Here is a 21,106-nt window from a genome sequence, read left to right as displayed (position 1 = left end):
ACAGGCTAGCCGCCAGGTGACCAGTATCTGAACGCGCCGTACCCCTAGCGCTTGACGCCGATGTCTGAGCTGCTATCCTGCCTCGTGGCAACTGCCGACATGCCTGCCCCGCCCGGTTTGCGCTGGCTTCTGTACAGGACTGAGCACGAGCGATTTCCCTATCACCTGTTGATCGAAGAGGAACCCGGCCGCTTCCTCTGCTTTGACGTACAGGACAAGTGGCCTGGTCCGGGCAAGGGCATCTTCTGTCTAGCCCGGCCTGACGTAAGCGAGGAGCAGTTACCACTCGACCAGCAACCGGTCGATTCCTGCGGCATCGTGTTCATAAAGCGCTACGGCCGCAAGCTGACCGTGCTTCTCAACCGGAAGATTCGTAAACGCTCCTGGTTTCTGACCGTCGAGAAGCAATCCAAGACCACACCAGGCAAGACCTATAAGCAGACATTCTGGATAACCCAGTCGTCGGCCACGGTCCGCCGTGGTGGCGCCTATCTATCAACGCGTGGTAAGACCTCTGACCTCGCCATTGTCCGCGATTCCCGCGAGCGCTACGGGTACCGCTTTCCCCGGCACGAAGTCGTGCGGGAAACGATGCCGGTCGGCGACTACGCGCTCAAGAACTCATCCGGTGAAATCATCGCGGTAGTGGAACGCAAGACCCGGGACCAGTTCCTGGCTGACATCGGTACGCTCGAGGTCCTGCGTGCCCGCCTTCTTGAAATGACCGCACGCTATCCTCACTGTGCCCTTGTTGTCGAGGCCAACTATTCCGACCTCGTGAATCCGAAAAAGGCCCGGTTCTACTCGGCCGGGCTTGTGGCCGATGTCATTGCTGAGCTCTCAACCGGGTTTCCCGGGCTTCAGATTGCCTTCTGTTCAAACCGCAGGTTCGCAGCCGAGTGGGTCGAGCGGTACTTCACCAGTATCGCCCGGCTCGAAGGACCGCCGGTCACAACTTCGGACCGAGCGGTTGACTGAACCGAAGTTTGGCCTAGCATTCTAGGTGTGAAGCAGACAAAGCCGGCTAAGAAACGTAGCGGCTACGTAGGAGGTTAGGATGTCGTCATTTCTCTTGCTGCTAACCATCGTCGCACAGGCACCTGAACCGATTCCATACTACGACCCATTGGGCCGCAAGCCGACTGCGTACGAGGACTTCGCCGCCACCCAGATTGACGCACCGTTCCGCTCTGCATGCCTTGTGCGCACCGGCGGCGATGCCCGCCTAGTTCTGGTACTCGTCAACGCCGAGCTGTACCAGAGTCTGACAACTGAGATTTCGACCTACCTCTCTGACCTGACTAGCGAAGGTTTCTCGACCAAGCTCGTCGCCACATCCGGCGGCCGACCGGCGAACCTAAGGCAGCTCCTACAGGTTCACCGCGATTCCGGTCTGGTTGGTGCGGTAATGGTCGGGGACCTGCCGGTCGCGTGGTGGGAATCGTCCAATTCGGGTGAGGATTTTCCGCTTGACCTGTTCTTCACCGACCTTGACGGCGTTTTCTCCGACGCAGACGGAGACGGCAAGTATGACACCCACTCTGGTAACCGCGCACCCGAAATCTGGCTTGGTCGCATCTATGCGTCCCGCCTCACCTATGACGGCGAAGTGCGTGTCATCCGCTCGTTTTTCCAACGGAACCATGCCTACCGCACTGGCCAGCTACCGGTACCGCGACGCGGACTGGTTTATAACGAGGTTACGTGGTACCCGAATGACCACGGCATGTCCAACCTTTACTCGGATATTACGATATTCAACGACGAGAACACTACCACCGCGTACCACTACAAAGGCCAGCTTGCGCTGGGATTCGAGTTCGTACATATCATTGCTCATTCGTCACCCTGGGTACACACTTTCTTTCTAGCCGGGGAGGTGCCGGGCGGTGGTTCGATCTTCAACTTCGAGGTCCCGGCCCTTGAACCGAAGGCCGCCTTCTACTTCCTGAACGCCTGCATGTGCGGTCGTTACACCGAACTCGACAACCTCGGCAACTGGTATCTGTTTGCCCGGCCTTGGGGTCTTGCGGTCATCGCCTCGGCCGAATTGATGTACGGCGTGAGTGACCTCTCAACCGTGTACCGTGCGCTGGCACACGACTCCTGTTTTGGAGAATCATTTCTCAAGTGGCACCGTTCAAACTACGCATCATTTCTCGGGACCTGCCTCTTGGGCGACCCGACACTGAAGGTCAGACGGTCCGGGTCGTCGGTGGCACATCCGCCGGAGTTCAGCCGCAACGGTTCAGCTGAACTCACGTGGACCGAGTACGCGGTCGAGAACTCGAACTTCGTGAACGGCCGACCGGACATCGGTTTTTCCCAAGGCCGAATCCGGGTCGTATTCGACTCTGGCCGCAAGGTCCGATCTGACAACTTTTTCTCTTCCTTCAATGGCACGAGCTTCACCCAGCCCGAATCCATTGCCTGGCACGAGTACTATGACCTGTTCTCTTCTTGCTGCACCGACGCTGCGGGTCGGTTCTGGGTCGCCTGGCAGAGCTTCCGCGACTATTCAAGCGGATATGACCATTTCCAGCTTTTCAGTACATATTACTACAACAATGCCTGGTCTTCGGTTCAGCGCATCGGCCCCCTGGCCGGTTATCACGACGTGCAACCGGCGCTTGCGTCCGGCACCGACAACCGGGTGTGGTGCGCATTCAAGTCCTGGCGCAACGGCCAAGGCGACATCTGGGTTTCCTATGCGGACAATGCGGGCACCTGGACCACACCCGTTCGGTTGACCTCGGACTCAATGGACCAGATTGACCCCTGCGTCACCGTTGACCACGACAATCATCCCTGGGTGTTCTGGTCCTCACTGACCGGTGGTCGCTGGCGCATTCAGGGCCGCACATACAATAGCGGCTGGCAGCCGATATTTGACTTGGACTCGACCGGTGCAAACGCTCATCCACGTGCCGTGGTTGACCAGGACGGCCGCGTCTGGGTTGTGTGGCACAAGTGGCAGGGTAATGACGCTGACATCTACTTTTCCTGCCGCGACGGCTCAAACTGGACACCACCTGCTCCGCTTTGCGCCCACTCCACCGAAGACCTGCTGCCCGACATCGCTGCAGCTCCAGATGGCACCGTGTGGGTCGCGTGGCAGTCCCGAAGGAATGGACCATGGGACATCTACACGTCGCGCTACTCCAACGGCTGGACCGAGCCCACCCCGGTTACGAACGATGCGGCAAACGACTATGACGTGACAGTGTGTACTGATACTTCCGGTCAGGTGTGGACCGCGTGGGCATCGGACCGCCGCGGGTACTGGAACATCTATGCTGCCCGGAATCCGCTTACCGGAGTCGGCGGGAAAACACAGGAGCTTGCATTTCTGAGCCTCGAAGTCTATCCGAATCCGACTGCTACCGATTTCGCAGTTCTACGAATCCGCGGATTCAGGGAATCAGTGACTCGGCCTGAAGCTGTCCGAGTTTACGACGCATCGGGCTGCTGTGTCCTGAATCAGCAACCGGTCACCGGTAACTTTGAGCTTGGCACTATGCTCGACCTGCGGAACCAGCCGAGCGGTGTGTACCTCATCCGCGTCAACTTGCCAGGCCGGGAGCTCATCGCCCGTCTCTTGTTGGCCAGATAGCCGGGCAGCCGGCGCACGGGTATCTGCGCCGGATCACGGTAGTTTGACACCTCTACCCATCTGTCTATACTGGCTGTGATGAAGCTATTCCGACTTGCTCCCGCGGTCTTGATATTGACAGTAACCGTTGCATCCGGCCAGGAAGCCTGGCTCATTCCGTTCGCGGCCGCGTTTCAGCCCGATATCCGCGGTTTCAACCAGAGCTTCGCAGGACACGGCCTGCCCATGGCCGCAACTCGGCACTATGGCTGGGGCATCGAAGTCCGCTCGCTCGTTGATAACATTCTCCTCGGCCCGATGTTTTTTCGAACTTGGGATGACGCCAGCACCGACAGCTTCCACCTACGTACCGAAGCATCCGGCATGTTTGCCGAAGCTGGCCTCAAGCTCGTGCCGACCTCATTCCTGACCATCACGCCGATAATTGGGGCTGGCGGTTTGTCCCAGTCCTTCAGCATCCGGGCAAGAACCGGCGACCTCAACTTCGAGGAGTTGCTCGGCGCACCCGGCCAGGCCGCAACCATCCTGTCTGGGATGAAACTCACTGGCCTTGCCGCTCTGGAGTTCGGGCTTGCGACAAGAACGACGAGCGGCCGATACGGGCTGGCAGTTCGCGCCGGGTATCTCTACTCGCCCTTGTCCGTCACTTGGCACTTGGTGAACGGCGCAAGGATTGTCGGCACTCCTGCAGTCAAGCTGGCCGGCCCGTTCTTTTCGCTCGGACTACTCCTGATGCCCGCGGCTCAGAATACGAGTATCAGGTCATGAGCCAGGAGGTACAAGTGAGCCGCCGACTCTACCTGCTTCTGCTCCTGGCTGCTGCCTGTATTTACACCTACAAACTCGAGCTTTCTGAAACGCGCACCTGGCCGGCCCGGGATGTCTCTGGCATCACCGCTTCTTCGGCAAATGGCCATATCAACGTCGCGGGCTCGCCCGACACCGTTGTCACGGCCGTGGTCACCCGACGCTGCTACGGTCGGGACAGAGCCGATGCCGAACGGGCAATCGAGAACGTCTTGGTCAGGGATACTGTCCAGGCCGGTGAACTTCGGCTCTGGGTCGAAATGCCGGGCGGCAACCGTGCCTATGGCGCCTACTACGACATTGTCTGCCCGGAATCAACCAGACTCGTACTCTCAACCACAAACGGCTCGGTCTCGCTCACCGGTACAAAAGCCGGTGCAACCGTCTCAACCTCCAACGCCGCAATCAAGCTTCTGAACACGCGGGGACAGATGAACCTTTCAACAACTTATGGCGAGGTCCAAGTTCAGGTCCACCGCGGCGGCATCAGCGTCTCAACCACAAGCGGAAATATTGACTGCGACCTGGCTGAACTCGGTGCAACTGAAACAGCAAACCTTACGACCTCAAATGCTAAACTCACGCTCTACCTGCCTGCCGACGTGTCCGCGACATTCGATGCAACAACCTCCAATGCCGAGGTAACAGTCACCGGGTTCGGACCGGTCAGCTACGAAATATCCGAACGCTGGCACAAGCGCGGCCGGCTGGGGTCTGGAGCCTCCATCATCACACTCAACACGAGCAACGGTGACATACTGATTAGGGCCAGGTAGCAATCTTGTTGAACCGGTCTCCCCATCCGGTTGGTCTAACATGGTCAAGAGAACAGTATAGAAAGGAAGGTATTGCATGGCCGAAGTAAAGCACGTTTCCGACGCCAACTTCGAATCCGAGGTTCTCAAGTCCGAAATCCCGGTACTCGTTGATTTCTGGGCTCCGTGGTGCGGACCCTGCAGGATGATCGCTCCGATTGTCGAGAAGCTCGCCGACCGGTACGCCGGCCGGATGAAAGTGTGTAAGCTCAACACCGACGAGAGTCCGGAAACGCCTGGCAAATACAACATCTACGGCATTCCCACGCTCATCGTGTTCAAGAACGGAGCTGAAGTGGACCGCATGGTAGGTGCGATGTCCGAGCCAGCACTCGCCCAGAAAATCGAACCCCACCTTGCCGGTTAGCGTGCTCCCTACTGCTGCGGCACGTACCGTCGCATGACGTACAGGCCGGTTACCTCAGCAGTACTCACACGGCTCAGAGAACTCACTGCCCTGGACCGGGTCATCACCGACCCGGCTGCACTTTTTGACTACGGCCGGGACGAGAGTCCTGGCCCCAGTTATCCACCCGAGGCACTCGTCAAAGTTTGCTCGGCAGAAGAAGTAGCCGGAATTCTCGCGCTATGTCGGGATGAACGCATACCGGTTACCCCGCGCGGGCTTGGTACCGGACTCGCCGGCGGCTCGGTGCCGGTTCAACGCGGAATCATGATCTCGACCGAGCTGATGAACACGCTAATCGAGGTTGACACCAATAACCTTACGGTACGGACCGAACCTGGTGTCACGACCGACCGCGTTCAAAAAACCTGTGCCGAACATGGCCTGTATTACCCGGTTGACCCCGCATCGCTTGAGGACTGTTCAATCGGCGGCAACATCGCCACCAATGCTGGCGGTGCGCGTGCCTTCAAGTACGGCGTTACCGCTGACTATGTCCGGGGATTGGAAGCAGTCCTGCCTGACGGCCGCCTGATCCGCTGGGGTGGCAAGATCCTCAAGAACGCCACCGGCTACGGTCTAGGACGATTGCTCGTTGGTTCTGAGGGCACACTTGCGGTCATCACCGAGGTCGTGCTGCGTCTTGTCCCGAAACCTAAATACCAGATTGATGTTCTCATCCCGTTCACCCGGTTGCACCAGGGTATCGAGCTCGTACTGCGTCTGGTTCACGACGACCGGCTCCTGCCAGCGGTGGTTGAGTTTGTCGAGCGTCAGGGTATTCGTGCCACGAACCAGGTCCTCGGATCGAACCTGCCTTTTGCCGACGCCGAAGTGCAGGTTCTGGTCGAACTGGAGGGCAACAACCGTGACCAGGTGCTCGAAGACTGCGTACGGCTTGGCGAGATGGCAATGGAACTCGGCGCCAAGGAGCCGCTCGTCGCAGACAATCCGACCGACCAGACCCGCCTGTGGACCGCACGCCGCAAGCTCGCCGATACCCTGAAGCAGCTATACCCTGAGGTCACGGCTGAGGACATCGTCGTACCGCTCAACGATTTGCCGGCCACGGTCGAGGAGATCGCGCGGCTGCAGGCCAAATACGGCCTTATCGTCGTTCCCTTTGGCCACATCGGCGACGGCAACATCCACGTTGATATCTGCCGTGAGGACGACCGACCCGGCTGGCGAGAAGCCCGGGACCGGCTGCTTGACGAACTCGTAGGTTTCGTGTTGTCACACGGCGGCCAGATTTCGGCCGAGCACGGTATTGGTTCGGAGAAAAGGAAGTGGATGAAACGGGCCCTGGGCGCGAACGAGCTCGAGCTCATGCGCCGGCTCAAACACGCCATTGACCCGGATCGTATTCTCAACCCCGGTAAGATTCTGCCGGACTGAAGCCTGAAAAGTCCAGCCGATAAGACAGCCGAGAACCGTATGCTATCGGGCTACCTTGGCAATCTTGCCGACCTTACGGAAATTCTTGCCCTGCACCACAACCAGGTAGAGTCCGTCGGCAAGTGCCTTGCCCGCCCAATTCTTGCCGTCCCACTCAATCATCGGCCCGCTCACTTCTTCAAACTTCCTGACTAGCGTCCCGGAGATGGTGTACACGAGAACATCCACCGTGTCCTTCGGTGGAAAATCAACCCACAGCTCACACGCACCGGCAAAAGGTGCGGGCCGGGTATAGGGCTCGGCGTAGCTTGTCACCGGAACCGGGTAGAACTGGCTCACCATTGATGTATTGCCGAAAGAATCCTGGGCGGTGACACAGTAGTGGTAGGTGCCACAAGCAAGGTTGAAAATGTAGAAGGTCGTATCCACAAGCCCTGTTCCGACGATCCGCATCGACCCGAACCGGTATGCCTTGATGTCGTCCACAAACACTCCGAGCCGGTTATCGCTTGAATCGGTGACGTAGCGCAGCCTCAGCCAGGCCTGGTACGAAGGCGGAATAAGGTACCGACGCTCGTGCCAGCCAGATGCCGTTCCGTAGATAGAATCCAGCGGCTGCCAGTCCCACGGCGGCCCTGAACATGCCTCGACATAGCACACGTCGCGCTTGAATCGCCCAAGCGAATCCAGCACCTCCTCGGTCTGGAAATACGCATAGAACGAAAGCAGACCGCCATGCGGCATCTCCCATGGTGTCATCAAGACGAGCTGGTTGCAAAGGTTCGGGCCCGAACCAGAAAAGAACGACCTTGCCCCAGAATGAGCATACTGCTCGCTCGCACTCCAGCCGGTTGCGCTCCAGCGGCTGAGTTCCTCGCAGTAATCGCTGAACTCCTCGACCGTCGAACCGGCCTCGTAAAGGTTGTACCCAACCGGTGCAATGTCGGTCGCAGTATTCCAGTACAGCCGTAGGTCGCCTCGACCGCCGAGTCGGTGCCCACTGATTTCAGGCTGCGTCGGTTTGACATCATCAGTTGCGAAATAGCAATTAAGAAACTCCAGCCACGGCACTGAATCAGCAAATGCCAGCTTCGCGTATGACCCAGCCAATGTCTTAAGAGCAAGATAGTTATCCGGAAACCACACCGCAGCGCCCCTTGCCCGGCCGTATGCACCTTGGCCGCGGTTCGCAACCGCAAGCGGCCCGAGCGTAGACCGCAGCGTGGCCGCACCAGACTGCGGAGCGAGCTGCCAGAAGTCGGAAAAATCAATGTTGTCGTCTGTAGGGCACGGTGCATGACCCGGGTCTGAAGAAAATGTCTGAACTCCAGCCCGCGCGTCCCTAAAACCAGCCTCAGCCGGGTCAATACTGTCCCGGATGGCAGCGCGTGCTGCAATCAGCACGCGCTGCAGTTGCCGCATGTCCAAGGCCGACAGACAGATGTCCTCATCCGGATACTCGGCAACATACTTTGCGCACATCTCAGGCAGGAACTCCTCCGGTGTTAAGGTCGGCCTCGCAACTAGAAGGTTCAGGACTTCATCGTACGGCCAGCCGCCCCACGGTACAAGACCCTCAGACGCAAGCATATAGTCACAACAGTCAAGTACTTCAGTCGCAACCTCAATCATGCCCATAAGGCAAGCATCAAGCCCGAGCACAGCAATCCGCTTGCCGAGTGCCTTTCTGACCGCGGCCACCGCTGCTCCAAACTCGCCACCCGCAACACCCATCTGAGAAAATGCCGGCGACTCGTCTTGGAATATCCAGTCCAGACCGCCTGCCCCTTCCTGCCAGCCGTTGCCATGGTCCCAGAGAACAAGCATATAGTTCCTGGCCGGATAGCGCTGCGCAAGAAAACGTCCGAACCCGGCAAGTGTCGCGGTATCAGCCATATCAACCTCGCCGAGTTCAGCCAAAAGCTCCAGCCCGGTCCGTTTGACAAGGTAACGCCGGCATCCGGGATTCGAGTCTCGAGCCGCATTATCAACCTGCACCACAATATTCACTTCCTCAGTTGAACCCACGGATTTCATCTCCGCAAGGTCAACATACGCCTGGTCGTTCATCCCGTTATCCGCGCACATATAGACCCCGACTGTCCACTGTGCGGCAAAACCGGAGTAGAAAAATACCAGGCACCACAGGAGTACCTGTAACCGTGAATCTAAGACACGAAGACAGGAATTAGCAATGCGCATTACTACCTCCTTCGGTTGACAAACGCCGGCTTGCCAAGGCACCGGCCAACCGGCGAGCCGACGCTACGCAGACACGCATCGAACCCGGCAAGCAGGCGACATCCGCTCGGCACTCCTGGGTGACGATGTTGTCTGTCCTGACACAGTCCTACATTACCATAAACGAGAGACAGCGCAAGCGGCCAAATGGCCCGAGGATTTCGCAGGACTTCGACCACAACAATCCCGAAGTTGGGGCACGTTTTCAGAAAAACCGAAAAACGTCCGCCCTGCTGCTTCTCCTGCCGCAGACTGAGCTGCATCCGGTGCTTCTGCTCTGGTCGCGTCCGGGGAAACGCCCAGCGTTCTTTTTCCGGCTGCGCTGCGCGCTCCATCCGCATCGGCTCGGACCCGTGCACCCCGAGCTCTGGCTTGCGCCGCGGACTGCGCTGTGCTGGCCGCGGCACCAGAATTCGCGCCCGACCTCGCACCTGGTGTCGCGTCCTGCATCGCAGCTCAAGTCCGAACTCCGGCCGGGCCCGGTTAGACACACCGTCCTGTAGCTACCGAAGCCGCCTGGGGAGCCGGGGAGGGTATTATGTCCAATCTTGCGCAGTGGATTGATTGCCAAGAAGTTAGGGTGGTTTCCGAGCTCGCGCCTCGTGTGACTGCCCAGTCACGCGCAAACGACAAAATGCTCGAATTGGTGCCGCCGCCGACGTATCGCCGCCACCAGGTGCCGGCTCAACCGAAAAGGAGCGGCCCGGTTGGGCCGCTCCTAAACCAGACTTTTCGCCGACCTCTTAGAAGCCCACGGTCAACTGGACACGGTGCGTTGGCTTTAGATACTTGAGGTAGCGGAACGTGTAGTCCAGGCCGAGCTTCAAACCTTTGGCCGGCTCGGTCCTGACTCCAAGCCCGGCTGTGAGCCCGGAAAGCTCACCGACATTCTTCGCGTATTCCCGATCAACGTTCAGAATATACCCGCCGCGCAGCGCAAACAGCTCGTTGTAGCCGTACTCTAAGCCGATGTTCACCGTCTCATTGATGTCCGACGGATGGGTCAGGTCAATCGCCGCGGTCAACTTACTCGGGCTCACATCAACCAGGTCGTAGGCGATGCCGAAGCGGAACGTGGTCGGCAGCGGCATTGCGTCGGTGCGATAAGTCCCCGGCAGCGACGGCGGCCCGGAGTCAGGCCAGGTAATACCATACTGAAGCTGACGTCCAGAAAAGGCAAGCTGGGTGCCGAAGTTCGCTACTGTTGCACCGATTCTGAGCGACCGGAACCCGGTGTTGTAGAAAAGCCCCAGGTCAACTCCGAGCGCACTTGCCGCCATGTCCCAGATCGACTGCTGCACGCCCTTGGCCGTGAAGCCAAAGGAAAGCTTGTCGGTAATAACCCGGGAATAGGTAGCTGCCACGCAGAAATCCGCTGCGCCGAAGAACAGCCCGGTGCCTTCGTCCTCTCGCGCCTTGGTACCTGGATTGTCGATTGTCGTCTGCTCGATGTCGCCCATCGTCAGCGCCGTGATCGCGAAAGTCATCGTACCGAAACTGGTCATCGGCAGCACCACGGCCAAGTGGTCGTGATTGATGTCGGCAATCCAGTCAACGTGGTTGAACTGGACCTGCCGTCCAACATGGGCCAGCCCGGCCGGATTGAAGTAGCAGGCCGAAGCATCGTCGGCAATTGCCGTGAATGCCTCGCCCATCGCAGTCGCCCGCCCGACGCCGATTTTCAGGAACGCCGCGCCGGTCGTACCGACCTTGGAGAACGCGGCCAAACCGACCGAGGCGACCAGGAGCCACGCGAAAGCGACCGCCAGTATCTTCTTGGTCATTGGGCGTTGGGTATTGGTCATTCTTGTCATCTCGTCCTCCCTTAGTGAATGAGCACGAATTTGCCGGTATACTGCCCGGCTTCGGACTCGACGTGAAAGACATAGACCCCGGACGCAACCAGCTGAGCGTTGTCGTTCAGCAAGTCCCATGTCTCAGTGCCGCCCTCATCAAGCGGATGCTTACCGTCGTCCTTGTGCTCCAGCACCTTGACCAAGTCACCGGACAAGGTGAAGATGCGGATCGTGCAGGTCATCGGCAGGTGGGTGAACTTTACCCTCCGATTCTCCGAGTTCGTCTCCCAAGCATTGAACACGATATACGGATTGGGCACGACTTTGACCACAAGTGAATCCAGCGGTTCGGTTCCTTCCTTACCGGGTGTCGAGACGATGTTGTACACGTTGTAGTGAGCCGCGGTCTTCTCGTTCTTGTGGCCGACAACCATCCATACATCCCCGTCGTTTATCTGGTTTATCATCGCACCCAAGGTCTCATTCGTGCCGGTATAGTTCATCGCCACGTACCCACCGCAGATGTATAGCAGGGCCGCACCAGTCCAGAGCGTGTCATTCGGTTTGCGTGCCACCCGGTCCACAAAGCACCAACCATTCGCGTTCTGACCCTGCGCACCGTCATATCTTGTCGAAGGCACCTCGATACTGCCGTTAGTCAAATCGTACACTTTCGCGGTCAGCTGCCCGCCTGCATTCTTCCACTCAACCTTGTAATCCGAACCTCGGAAGCACCAAACCGCCCGCTGCTCACCCGATGTAACCCGGGTAGGCCGAACCCTTTCAGTCGGGTAGTTGCCGCTCTCGACATAAGCAGTATCGTATGGCTTAGTCGGAGTTGCGTAGCTCAGTTTGATCTTGCTTTCCTGGCCATTGAAAACCGGCAATGAAAAGGACACGGTCGAACCTACTGTGTAGTCGAAGCCGGTCGTATCCACGATGATACTATCGGTCGTCAGGTTCGTAACTACATAACGGCAACGGGACTTGGACGCTGCCAGGTACGTCGGCCCAAGGAACCGGACCTCGTAGGTATCAGCCTTGACATTGTACGGCACCACCACGCTGCTTGTCAGTTTTAGTCCGCGGGTCAGCGTATCCGGGTTACCTGCAACCGTTACAACCCGGGTCGTCGGTTCCTCATAGTTCGCCGCGTCCCAACGCGGAACCGTCGAGTAGTTCGCCACAATCCCCGAACGCAGGATAAGGGTATCCCACGCGACCGGTACCGGCGGAGTCTGAGTCGTATCCCACTCGGTCGTCACGTAGTTCCAGTCATAGGCCGTGACACAGTAGTAGTAGGTGAAACCGTTGATGACGTTCTTGTCCTCAACTGAGTAGAATATGCCCTTGTCAGTAGCTTTGAACCAAAGACTCTCGGCTATGGTTGAGTCACCCGATGGCGGGTAACTGAACATGATGGAATCAGCCAGGTCACATTGAGCCAGTATGCCCCAGTCTGAGCCGTTTGAGGACTTGTACACGATATAGCCCTGGAAGTCGTAGCCTCGGTACTTCGGGTCCGAACCCGGACTGGGCCACGGTTTTGAGGCAACCTTCTCCCAGTACGGGTCCGGCGTGACCTCAGGCAGGTTGTCCCACACAATCCGCACCTTGTTGTCGCCCGGTACGAGCGTGATGTTAGGCGACGCCGGTGGCCCGGGCAGAAGCCAGCCCTGGTCGTAAATGAACTGGGCGTTGTTCGCCACGGTCCCGAGGTGCACCAGCGAATCCAGTCCCCGGCTCTCCCATGGCTGCCCCTCACCGCCGTATGGCGCGGCGATTCCCGCAACAATCAGCACCTCGACCTGGCCTGGCGCCAGATTGAACGGGCCCGAGCACTGGATGAACCGCTTGTCTGCGGCTGCGACGTCAACCGAGTCATACGGTGACCGGACTCCGGTCCGGTAATCGTAGCCGGCCATCGTCAGATACTGGGCTTGGTCGGTGACCGGGTCAATGTCAATCGTGAACTTCTTGAATGCCGTCATGCCGAGCGGTCTGGTTGAGTCGTTGTTTCCGAGCGTCAGCGGGCTTTCGAGGAACTTGTAGGCAAACACTCCGGGTGTTCCCCGGTCCCACTGGCCGCGCGCGTTCTGCTGCTCGTGGTTATCGTAGTCGCCTGCGTAACCGACATTCCTCACCGTATCCGGCACGCCCGGCACCAGCGTATTCAGAAGCAGCCCAACCATATCGTCGGAGTGTTCACCAATGTCGGGATCGTTGACCGCACCCATGTAGCAGTTCTTCAGCGTATCCGAGCTGGCATTTCGGACTTTGTAGATGATGAAGAATATGTCCTGGTTCGACGGGTAGTTCCAGGCATATACCGTCTGGTAGAACTCTACTCCCTGAGGATAGCCCGGTGCGATATGATTGTCTTTCCCCAGGTCGCAGTACACGCACCACATATCCTGGAGCGAAAAGTTCTCCTTGGGCACGAGCTCGACATCAACGGTATCGTGAATCGTCGCACCCAGTCGCCAGCCCTTGGCGGTGTACCGCGACCGCGGCGGCGGCCAGTCGTTCGGGAACATGTAAATGCGGTCCAGGGGATCACCCGCACCCGCCTCGGCATATGCCGCCGAAGTCGGTGTCATCTCGGTACCGCCTGAGTTCGGGTTGTAACCGAAAGTCACGAGCGTATCTACCTTGCCGTCTGCCCGCGGCTTCAGGCTGCCGAACCACAGCCCGGCGCCAAAGATGTACTTATTCTTGAACGGCTGAGGCCAACTACCGCCGGCTTCGCCTGAACCGATGGTTACATCTATGCCGTAGCGGCCGTCGTTGTAGAACGGGCACAGCCACTTGTTGATGTTCAACCACTTCATGTCATACACCCGCTTGCCGGCCGGCAGCGGAGTGGCTGTCCTGGCCCATGCCAGCATGAGCGCGACAAGCAGTAGGAGAACCGCCACGCCGCGTCTAGTCATTGGGAATTGGTCTTTGGTCATTTTTCTCACCTGCCCCTTCTTAGAACGACAAGCTGAGTCCAAACCTTATCTTCCGCGGCGGCCCGTAATAGGTCGGCGGGTCATTCTTGTCCTGGTACGCGCGCACGTAGGAATCGTACTGTTCGAACTGGCTCATGTAGCCATCGTGGTTGTAGTCGCGATACGGATGGTAGTAGAAATCGCCGAACGCAATCCCGGACCCGAACTCGTACCTGGTAATAATCCTGCCGGTGAAGTCCGGCTTGCCGGTTGCCGTGTGCACGTTGACAATCTGGGTTGCGTTCACCACATTAGTGACATCGCAGGACAGGGAGAACGTCATCCCACCGAGCCTCAAGTCCTTTGAGGCCCGGGCATCAACATTGAGCGTTCCAGGCAACCGGGCTGAGTTCTCCGGGCCGGTAGGGTTACCGCGGATGTCGGTCGGCGTGTAGGGTGTACCCGAACCGTAGGCTACGACGCCTGAGACGTCAAAGTCCCGCAGCGGCACAAAGGCAAAATCGCTCGGGAAAGAGAACCCGAGATCACCGTGCAGCGCGTGACGCTGGTCCTGGTCCAGATAGTAGTCAATCTTGTACGGGTCGGAGCGGCCATACTGAGTCCACGCGTCTGAAGCCGTACCCTTGGCAATCGTGAACGTGTATCCAAGTCGTGCTGACCAGTAGTCAGAAAGTACCTTGTTCATCGTTGCCTCAAACCCCTGAATCCGGGCATACTCGACGTTATAGAACATCGAATACGGCTGGGGCAGAGCCTGTACCACCCTGATGCCGGACAGGTCATACACGTCTTTGTAGAACGCGGTGATGTCGAACTGGAATATGTCGGAGAGCTGTGCATCGAAGCCAAGCTCATAGGCGATAGTCTTCTCCGCACCCATATCCGCGTTGCCGACAACGATGTTGCCCCGGCCGCGAAGTTCAGCCGCACTCTTGTCCGCGTAAGTGTAGAGATTGCTGAAGGTCGGGTTCTTGAAGAAGTGGCCGTACGAGAACCGGAACTTTATTCTTTCCGTAATCGGATAGGAAAGTCCGAGCCGCGGGGACAGCCGGTACTTGGCCGGAACTGGCAGCATACTATCGGCAATCTCTGGCCGTGCACCCAGGCTCTCAGGATAGGCCCTGACCCTAGCCTTGGAGTCGAGGTAATCAAACCTCAGCCCGGCCCGAACTACGAGGTCCTCGAAATCGGCCTTGTCCTGGACGTACGCCGCTGCCACCACCGGCTTGTAGCTGAACGCATCCCAGAACGGGTTCGGGTCCCAGGGCAGGGAGTTCTCATACACCGAGATGACGTATTGAGTAACCGAGACCCCGGCCTTGACCTCGTGCACCTTGTTCACTGTCCTGGTGAAGTCAAACTTGCCGAAGTAGTCGTTGGTCGCCCGGTAGTGCCACGACCGGTCGTCGCCCTCGGTGATAAACAACCCGGCAACGCCGTACGGGTAGTCAATCAGCGCGTAGCCGGTAACGAAATTGTGTTCGCCCGGGTGAGCATATACCATCGTGTCCGCACCACCAGCAGTCTTGGCCAACCAGTACGAGCGGAACAGCTTCACCACTGCATCCCGCTGATCCTTTGGCGTCTTCGTCGTATCAAACAATTCCGGATGCGCAAGCTCGTAGTCACGGTACTTCTTCCAGTCAAACACCCAGTCTTCACCCCGGAAGAAGAACCGGTCCCAGATACCCAGTTTACGCATCGAACCCCAGAATCCAGTCGTGTCCGCGGCCTCGGCGTAAAAGTTGCGTACTGAACGCATGAGCGAAGTCATGAACATACCGAACTTGGCCTCATACACCGTGGTCGGACTCAACATGTGGTTCAGAGTCAAGTTACCCTTGTAAGAACGTACCCGGTTCGCATACAGCCCTCTAAGCCAGAACCGGTAGGTATGCGAGTAGGTTCGCCACTGATAATTCGAGTGATGCCCATCAAGCGTAAGCTTAAGTCCTTCCTTAGTCAGGAAGAAAGACTTGGGCATCGCCAACGTCACCTTTCCCTCGAGTGCGTACTCGCCGCGCGGTGCATCCACGTGGTACCGACAGCCGCGGTCGTCATCAGTCTTGAAGTACTCGGTCGAGAGGAAGTAGCGCAGTCGGTTCCAAAACGGTGTCGGACCACCGAGACTGAAGCTCAGACGGTTGTATCCAAAGTTTAGATCGGGCTTTGGAAAGACCTCGTCGGTTGCGTACCGGAACCGGCCCGACGTCTTCTGTCCGCCTTCCTTGGTCACCGCCTTGATGACTCCGGACATCGCCTCGCCATACTCGGCGTCAAATCCGCCAGTGATTACAACTACCGACTGGATGGCATCGGTTGTCGGCTTCGGGCTGGACCACAGCGTACCATAGACCTGGTCTTGGGCTGCGACCCCATCCACCAGGTACGATACGTCATCGAACCGCCCCCCGCGGATATGGGTCCAGCCACGGCTCTGAGTCTGAGTCACGCCGGCCTGCATGCCGACCAGCTCGGTCAGCTGTGTTACCGGCAAACGCTTGAACTCCTCGTCGGTAATGATTCGCTCGACCGAAACCGTGGTCGGGTTGACAAGCTCTACCTTCTTGGCCGTAACCTCGACCACCCGGCCAATCTCAACCACCGTCTCGGACAGACGGAAGTCCACCGTCACGGTCTGGTCCTGCACAATGAGCACGTCAGTTACCGACATCGGATTGTACCGCACGTACGAAGCAGTCACCGTATAACGGCCAGGCGGGATATTGATTATCTCATATCGGCCGTTCGCGTCCGTGGCCGCGCCGAGTTCGGTCTTCTCGATGACGACGTTGGCGAATGCCAGCGGCTCACCGGTCTTCTTGTCCACGACCCGGCCGACGAGCACACCGGTATTGCCGGCAAGAACCGTTCCGACAATGACCAGAACTAGAACCAGTAGCCTGGCCGGCAGGTATCGGAAATTGGTCAATCTGCTCATCTATGCCTCCTGTTATTCGACAACTCTTATCCACGCGCCCCAGACCAGTCCGACGTAGGTACCACCCATCTCGTAGAGCACATCAATAGGAATCTGCTCGACATACAAACGGAAAAGACCTGGCCTAGTGAGCGCAATCTTGTCGCTTGACTTGAACTCGTGGCGCTCTCCATCGAAGTAGAGCAAGTTCTTAGCATCCACCACGGTAGTCAGGAGACTGCGGACATAGATACTATCCCCAACGGTGAACGTCGGCAGTTCATCGTCTGCGTAGAAGCGCTGAACCCCGTGGTGCAGAGTGTCGGGCCGAAGCATGAACGTGTCTTCTTTCCGGCCGTTGGTAATGAAGATCCGGTCGAGGTACGGTGCGTCATCCGGCGTCGGAGCATACAGACGGCTTGCGCCTCCCCGTTTCCACAGTTTCCATTGACCGCCCTCTTTCTTCAGCACGCAGCCGTCGAGCGTGGTTGCGTTCAGCCGCTTCTCGATAACGGTATCAATTGCCGAGAAGACTGTATCGTAGAACTTGAGCGTGTCCGTACCGATTACCGAGTCGCGCAGGAATCTCGTATAGCTGTAGGCATGGAGTCTCAACAGCCCGGGGATTGTCTCGGCCATGAAAACCGTACATGTCGTTTCGGCCTTGGCAGTATCGAGGGTAGCAACAAACCGGTACTCCAAGTCGAACGAGTCGGTGAAGAAGAGATGCTGCAATCCGTTCGTCCGGAACCGCTGCTTGAACGGGTTCTCCGTCATCTCCTTCTTCAGCCGCTTCTTGTTCGTATCAGACAATGCCGTGTCCAGTGGCGCCAGCGACCCTTCTGCGAAACTCGTCATGAACAGCGCCTTATTCGCCTGGACAATGGACTCGATTGCCGTCGTGTCTTCTGCATTTGGCTCCCAGAACGGCTCTTCGGGCATGCGACCGCACCCGACATACAGCGCGGCCGCGAACAGACCCAGACCGATTGCGACCATCCGTGAGAACAGACTGGGACTGCTCGTGGGAGTCCTCGAATTCATCGTGCCTCCTTATGTCTTTCGTTTCCTACTTGTGCCGGCAGCAAGACCCCGCCACAGCCGCCCGGCTCCAACGCAGAGGCGGCCGTCAACGGCTAGTCTGCGACCAGCTATTCCCGACATCAAACAATCACAAGTGTAAAGCAGTGCCTGCAAATGTCAACGCACTGTCAAACCTGCATGAAATCTAGACGCAAAAAGCCACCTGTCAAGCGGCACGTGCCGCTGGGACTCCGGACCTCCGTCGCCCGGCGCTTCGCACTGAGAATCCCTTTCGGGAATTCTGAGTTCAGAACTGTCGCCAGCCTGTGTCGCGGCGTTGACAATCGCCAGTTATAGTCTATCCTTAGGCTGCTAACGTGGAGGTACAATGAGCCTGAGAATGATACTTGGCGTTTTCTTGCTGCTAGTATGTTCTGTTGCTACGGCCAACCTGCTTGTTAACGGCGACTTTTCGAACTGGACCGACCCGACCCACCCTGCAAGCTGGACCGTTGAGGACACTGTCCGGGCTCCGGTCGCCCAGAGTACCACCTACCACTCTGCACCATACTCGGCCCGAATCACGCGTATGGTTAGCGGAACTGGCAACAATTTTGGCGTCAACCAGTGGACAGTTGTCTCTCCGGACCAGGACTACACCCTGACCGCGTGGTATCTGGACAACGACCCTAATGCTCGGGGCGGTATCGGCATCAGTTGGTACACTCAGGATTCGACCTATATTAGCGCTACCGGCATCACCTACACCGACTCGGCGATAACCACCTGGCAGCGGCTGGTAAAGACAGCTACTGCGCCTTCTACCGCTGGACTGGCCAAAGTCACACTCCGGGTTTACGGCTTCACCAACAGTCAACCGGGTGGTATTGTTTATGTTGACGATGCCGAATTGAACCTGACAGCAGCCGTGGCCGAGCCGACGCACCCACGGGTCCGCACCGCGCTCCTGGCTGCGCCCAACCCCAGTTCAGGTTCGATAACCTTTTCGCTTGACCTGGCCGGAGCTGGCCCGGTCCGGCTTGAGGTCTATGACATGGCCGGCTGCCTAAGAAACATCATTCACGCCGGCCCGGTCAGTCGTTCGCAGACAATTGCCTGGGCCGGAACTGACAGTTCAGGCCGGCCGCTACCCTCAGGCCTGTACTTTGCGGTCGCAACTTGGTCTGAAGGCCGAACCGAAGTACAGAAGGTCGTGCTGGATCGCTAACGCTCAAGGCCGGTCGCCAGCCGGCTTGGACGGCTGACGAGCCGGGAAAAACAACGCAATAACCGGTCGCCGATCAGGTCCAAGGCCCGAATAGGTCTCGTATTCCTCGCCCAAATCAGGAATTTCTCCGGCCGCGACTGCATCCCGGTACATCCGGTATGCTAGCTCCACTGATACTCCCTCAAAATTGGCCTGAACCTGTCTAATGTGAATTCTGGCTATCGGCCGCGTCTCGCCATGGTATTTGATACTCGCAAGCCTGCGCGCATAAGCCGCCAAGTCACCGGCTTCGGACTCGCCAGAACAGCGAAACGCGATAATAGTGAGGGGTTGAACGTCCGGGCCACGGCCCGCAGCGTAACTCTCGGGCCTGTCAGCATCAAAGAAGCGGTACGGCTTGGCAATTGTCGAAAACCAGCTTCGGTCTTCAAGCAGCGCCAGAGTGTCACCAAACAAACGATTGAAGACAAGCCGGAACGTGTTGACCGGAGAAATGGAATCGTACCAGGCAGAAACAGCAGAATCTTGCGGTAACAGACAGGCATTCAGGATGGCCATACGTTCAGCGACCTCTTCTGGTTCCGGGTCATCCCAGTTGAGGATTGAGCCCGGGCCGTGGTCAGCCTGAATGATGATGACCGGTTGTCTATCCGAACGCGCAAGTATGCGATCAATCGTCTGTCTAGTTTTCATCGTAATGAAGGCAAGCTGGTCGCGGTAGTCACGGATGTAGTCATCGCGGACCCTTTGTTTGTCAATGATCTGGAAGTTGCCGCCCTCTGTAAGCGTAAACAGCCCCCGAGGCCTCACTTTCTCGCCGGACGGACCGAACACGAACGGCGGGTGGGGTGCGAGTACGTGACAGAAGACGAAGACTGGCGGCCTGAGGCATGCGGGGTCAGGCAGGCGCTCAAAGGCATAAAGGATGCGCTCCCGGTGAAGGTCGTGCTGCGTTCTCCTAAGCACACGGTCCAGCAACAACGGCAAAGGTGTGGTGCTGATGACCACATTCTGGAACTCACTCAGCACCCAGCGCGGTGCGTAGTGCACGTCGGCATTCTTGAACTCGGTTCCGGTGTAGCCCGAGGCAAACGAAACGGTCGTATAGCCGCGGCGCTTAAGCTCGGCCATGACGCGATTGTCGGCAATCATTCTAAGCAAAGCAGAGCGATTATCTGACTCAGCACCAACGCACCTAGCAACTGAGTCCAGGTAGGTCATGTTGAGCGACGACGCAAGCGAAAGGTAGGTCTGGCTGTAGTTAGAGCGGCTGCTGGATGCAACAAAGAAGCCCCGGCTGCGCAGATACTCGGTGAAGTCGGAATTGTCGAAACGGTACACCCGTTCGAGCACATCCTGCCGACCATAGCCATCCAGAATGATGTAGTAGATGCTTGGCGGGGTACCGGAAAGCGTCCCTGATTCCCGGCGCAGACTAGGCCCATGGCTCACGGAACTATGCCGGGACCGCAAAATCGCCGGGAAGGCAATGCCAAGGTTCGCGGCCACAAGAACGAGCGCAACGAAGTTCAGAAAGGTCGTGACCCCGGCAAGGTCAGAACGTGCACGAGCAATAGACACAGCGCCGAGCACGAACAAGGTAACCCAGACCGGCACGAGGTACAAATCCGGATTGGACTTCAACCCGAACCCGGTGGCCACATGACCATAGAGAAAGAAAAGAACCAGAAAGAACGACGCCGCAGCAGCAGCCTTGCGGCCAGAACCAATGGCCAAGAACATGACTAACCAGGCGATGCACGCAAGCAAGAATCCAGCGGCAAAAGGCAGAACAAGCTCAGAAGGGCTCAGCGACAGCTTGCCGGCATTATGGGCAAACAAAAACAAAATCGGTGCCACGGCAAACAGCCAGGGGTGAAACGGAAAGCGACGCATCTTGCCCTA

General features: G+C 57.9%; 14 protein-coding genes. 7 read left to right on the top strand and 7 right to left on the bottom strand.

Annotated elements, in window-relative coordinates; translation table 11 throughout:
- The first annotated feature begins 60 nt into the window (after positions 1-60).
- From ABIL25_03115 to ABIL25_03090, 6 genes are all read left to right on the top strand, one after another.
- A complete protein-coding gene (locus tag ABIL25_03115) occupies positions 61-978 on the top strand; it encodes an ERCC4 domain-containing protein (GenBank protein MEO0081268.1) in 918 nt (305 codons plus the stop codon).
- A gap of 79 nt (positions 979-1,057) precedes the next feature.
- The gene (locus ABIL25_03110) at positions 1,058-3,613 is read left to right on the top strand and encodes a T9SS type A sorting domain-containing protein (protein ID MEO0081267.1); all 2,556 of its coding nucleotides are present in this window, start codon (positions 1,058-1,060) and stop codon (positions 3,611-3,613) included.
- Positions 3,614-3,691: 78 nt separating this feature from the next.
- Positions 3,692-4,381, top strand: coding sequence for a hypothetical protein (locus ABIL25_03105; GenBank protein MEO0081266.1), 690 nt, complete (start codon positions 3,692-3,694; stop codon positions 4,379-4,381).
- Positions 4,382-4,395: 14 nt separating this feature from the next.
- Complete coding sequence (locus tag ABIL25_03100) at positions 4,396-5,196, top strand: DUF4097 family beta strand repeat-containing protein (GenBank protein MEO0081265.1); 801 nt, start codon at positions 4,396-4,398, stop codon at positions 5,194-5,196.
- 76 nt (positions 5,197-5,272) lie between these two features.
- Positions 5,273-5,602, top strand: coding sequence for a thioredoxin (gene trxA, locus ABIL25_03095; GenBank protein ID MEO0081264.1), 330 nt, complete (start codon positions 5,273-5,275; stop codon positions 5,600-5,602).
- Between the two features lie 33 nt (positions 5,603-5,635).
- A complete protein-coding gene (locus tag ABIL25_03090; protein ID MEO0081263.1) occupies positions 5,636-7,039 on the top strand; it encodes an FAD-binding oxidoreductase in 1,404 nt (467 codons plus the stop codon).
- A gap of 42 nt (positions 7,040-7,081) precedes the next feature.
- Here the strand turns inward: ABIL25_03090 and ABIL25_03085 are convergent, their stop codons facing one another.
- The 6 genes from ABIL25_03085 to ABIL25_03060 all read right to left on the bottom strand — a co-directional run bounded on the left by ABIL25_03085 (position 7,082) and on the right by ABIL25_03060 (position 17,994).
- Positions 7,082-9,241 carry a clostripain-related cysteine peptidase gene (locus tag ABIL25_03085; protein MEO0081262.1) on the bottom strand — a complete coding sequence of 720 codons (2,160 nt, stop codon included), beginning with the start codon at positions 9,239-9,241 and terminating at the stop codon, positions 7,082-7,084.
- A 2-nt stretch (positions 9,242-9,243) separates the two neighbouring features.
- Positions 9,244-9,771, bottom strand: coding sequence for a hypothetical protein (locus ABIL25_03080; protein ID MEO0081261.1), 528 nt, complete (start codon positions 9,769-9,771; stop codon positions 9,244-9,246).
- A 252-nt stretch (positions 9,772-10,023) separates the two neighbouring features.
- Complete coding sequence (locus ABIL25_03075; protein MEO0081260.1) at positions 10,024-11,094, bottom strand: PorV/PorQ family protein; 1,071 nt, start codon at positions 11,092-11,094, stop codon at positions 10,024-10,026.
- An 11-nt stretch (positions 11,095-11,105) separates the two neighbouring features.
- Positions 11,106-14,030, bottom strand: coding sequence for a hypothetical protein (locus ABIL25_03070; protein ID MEO0081259.1), 2,925 nt, complete (start codon positions 14,028-14,030; stop codon positions 11,106-11,108).
- A gap of 19 nt (positions 14,031-14,049) precedes the next feature.
- Positions 14,050-16,971, bottom strand: coding sequence for a TonB-dependent receptor (locus ABIL25_03065; protein MEO0081258.1), 2,922 nt, complete (start codon positions 16,969-16,971; stop codon positions 14,050-14,052).
- A gap of 12 nt (positions 16,972-16,983) precedes the next feature.
- Positions 16,984-17,994 carry a hypothetical protein gene (locus ABIL25_03060; GenBank protein ID MEO0081257.1) on the bottom strand — a complete coding sequence of 337 codons (1,011 nt, stop codon included), beginning with the start codon at positions 17,992-17,994 and terminating at the stop codon, positions 16,984-16,986.
- Between the two features lie 367 nt (positions 17,995-18,361).
- Here ABIL25_03060 and ABIL25_03055 point away from each other — a divergent pair, with 367 nt between their 5' ends.
- Complete coding sequence (locus tag ABIL25_03055; protein ID MEO0081256.1) at positions 18,362-19,201, top strand: hypothetical protein; 840 nt, start codon at positions 18,362-18,364, stop codon at positions 19,199-19,201.
- Between the two features lie 3 nt (positions 19,202-19,204).
- Here the strand turns inward: ABIL25_03055 and ABIL25_03050 are convergent, their stop codons facing one another.
- Positions 19,205-21,097, bottom strand: a complete 1,893-nt coding sequence (locus tag ABIL25_03050; GenBank protein MEO0081255.1) for a hypothetical protein — start codon at positions 21,095-21,097, stop codon at positions 19,205-19,207.
- Positions 21,098-21,106 lie beyond the last annotated feature (9 nt).

Source organism: candidate division WOR-3 bacterium, from assembly GCA_039801365.1.
Classification (GTDB): domain Bacteria; phylum Hydrothermota; class Tepidihabitantia; order Tepidihabitantales; family Tepidihabitantaceae; genus JBDRUN01.
This window is presented reverse-complemented; position numbering and strand designations above follow the sequence as displayed.

What these genes read in the sequence shown, in the direction of transcription:
- trxA (MEO0081264.1), top strand. Translation starts at nt 5,273, where the DNA reads ATGGCCGAAGTAAAGCACGTTTCCGACGCCAACTTCGAATCCGAGGTT.
- ABIL25_03070 (MEO0081259.1), bottom strand. Translation starts at nt 14,030, where the DNA reads ATGACCAAAGACCAATTCCCAATGACTAGACGCGGCGTGGCGGTTCTC.
- ABIL25_03085 (MEO0081262.1), bottom strand. Translation starts at nt 9,241, where the DNA reads ATGCGCATTGCTAATTCCTGTCTTCGTGTCTTAGATTCACGGTTACAG.
- ABIL25_03090 (MEO0081263.1), top strand. Translation starts at nt 5,636, where the DNA reads ATGACGTACAGGCCGGTTACCTCAGCAGTACTCACACGGCTCAGAGAA.
- ABIL25_03065 (MEO0081258.1), bottom strand. Translation starts at nt 16,971, where the DNA reads ATGAGCAGATTGACCAATTTCCGATACCTGCCGGCCAGGCTACTGGTT.
- ABIL25_03105 (MEO0081266.1), top strand. Translation starts at nt 3,692, where the DNA reads ATGAAGCTATTCCGACTTGCTCCCGCGGTCTTGATATTGACAGTAACC.
- ABIL25_03115 (MEO0081268.1), top strand. Translation starts at nt 61, where the DNA reads ATGTCTGAGCTGCTATCCTGCCTCGTGGCAACTGCCGACATGCCTGCC.
- ABIL25_03060 (MEO0081257.1), bottom strand. Translation starts at nt 17,994, where the DNA reads ATGAATTCGAGGACTCCCACGAGCAGTCCCAGTCTGTTCTCACGGATG.
- ABIL25_03110 (MEO0081267.1), top strand. Translation starts at nt 1,058, where the DNA reads ATGTCGTCATTTCTCTTGCTGCTAACCATCGTCGCACAGGCACCTGAA.
- ABIL25_03075 (MEO0081260.1), bottom strand. Translation starts at nt 11,094, where the DNA reads ATGACAAGAATGACCAATACCCAACGCCCAATGACCAAGAAGATACTG.
- ABIL25_03055 (MEO0081256.1), top strand. Translation starts at nt 18,362, where the DNA reads ATGAGCCTGAGAATGATACTTGGCGTTTTCTTGCTGCTAGTATGTTCT.
- ABIL25_03050 (MEO0081255.1), bottom strand. Translation starts at nt 21,097, where the DNA reads ATGCGTCGCTTTCCGTTTCACCCCTGGCTGTTTGCCGTGGCACCGATT.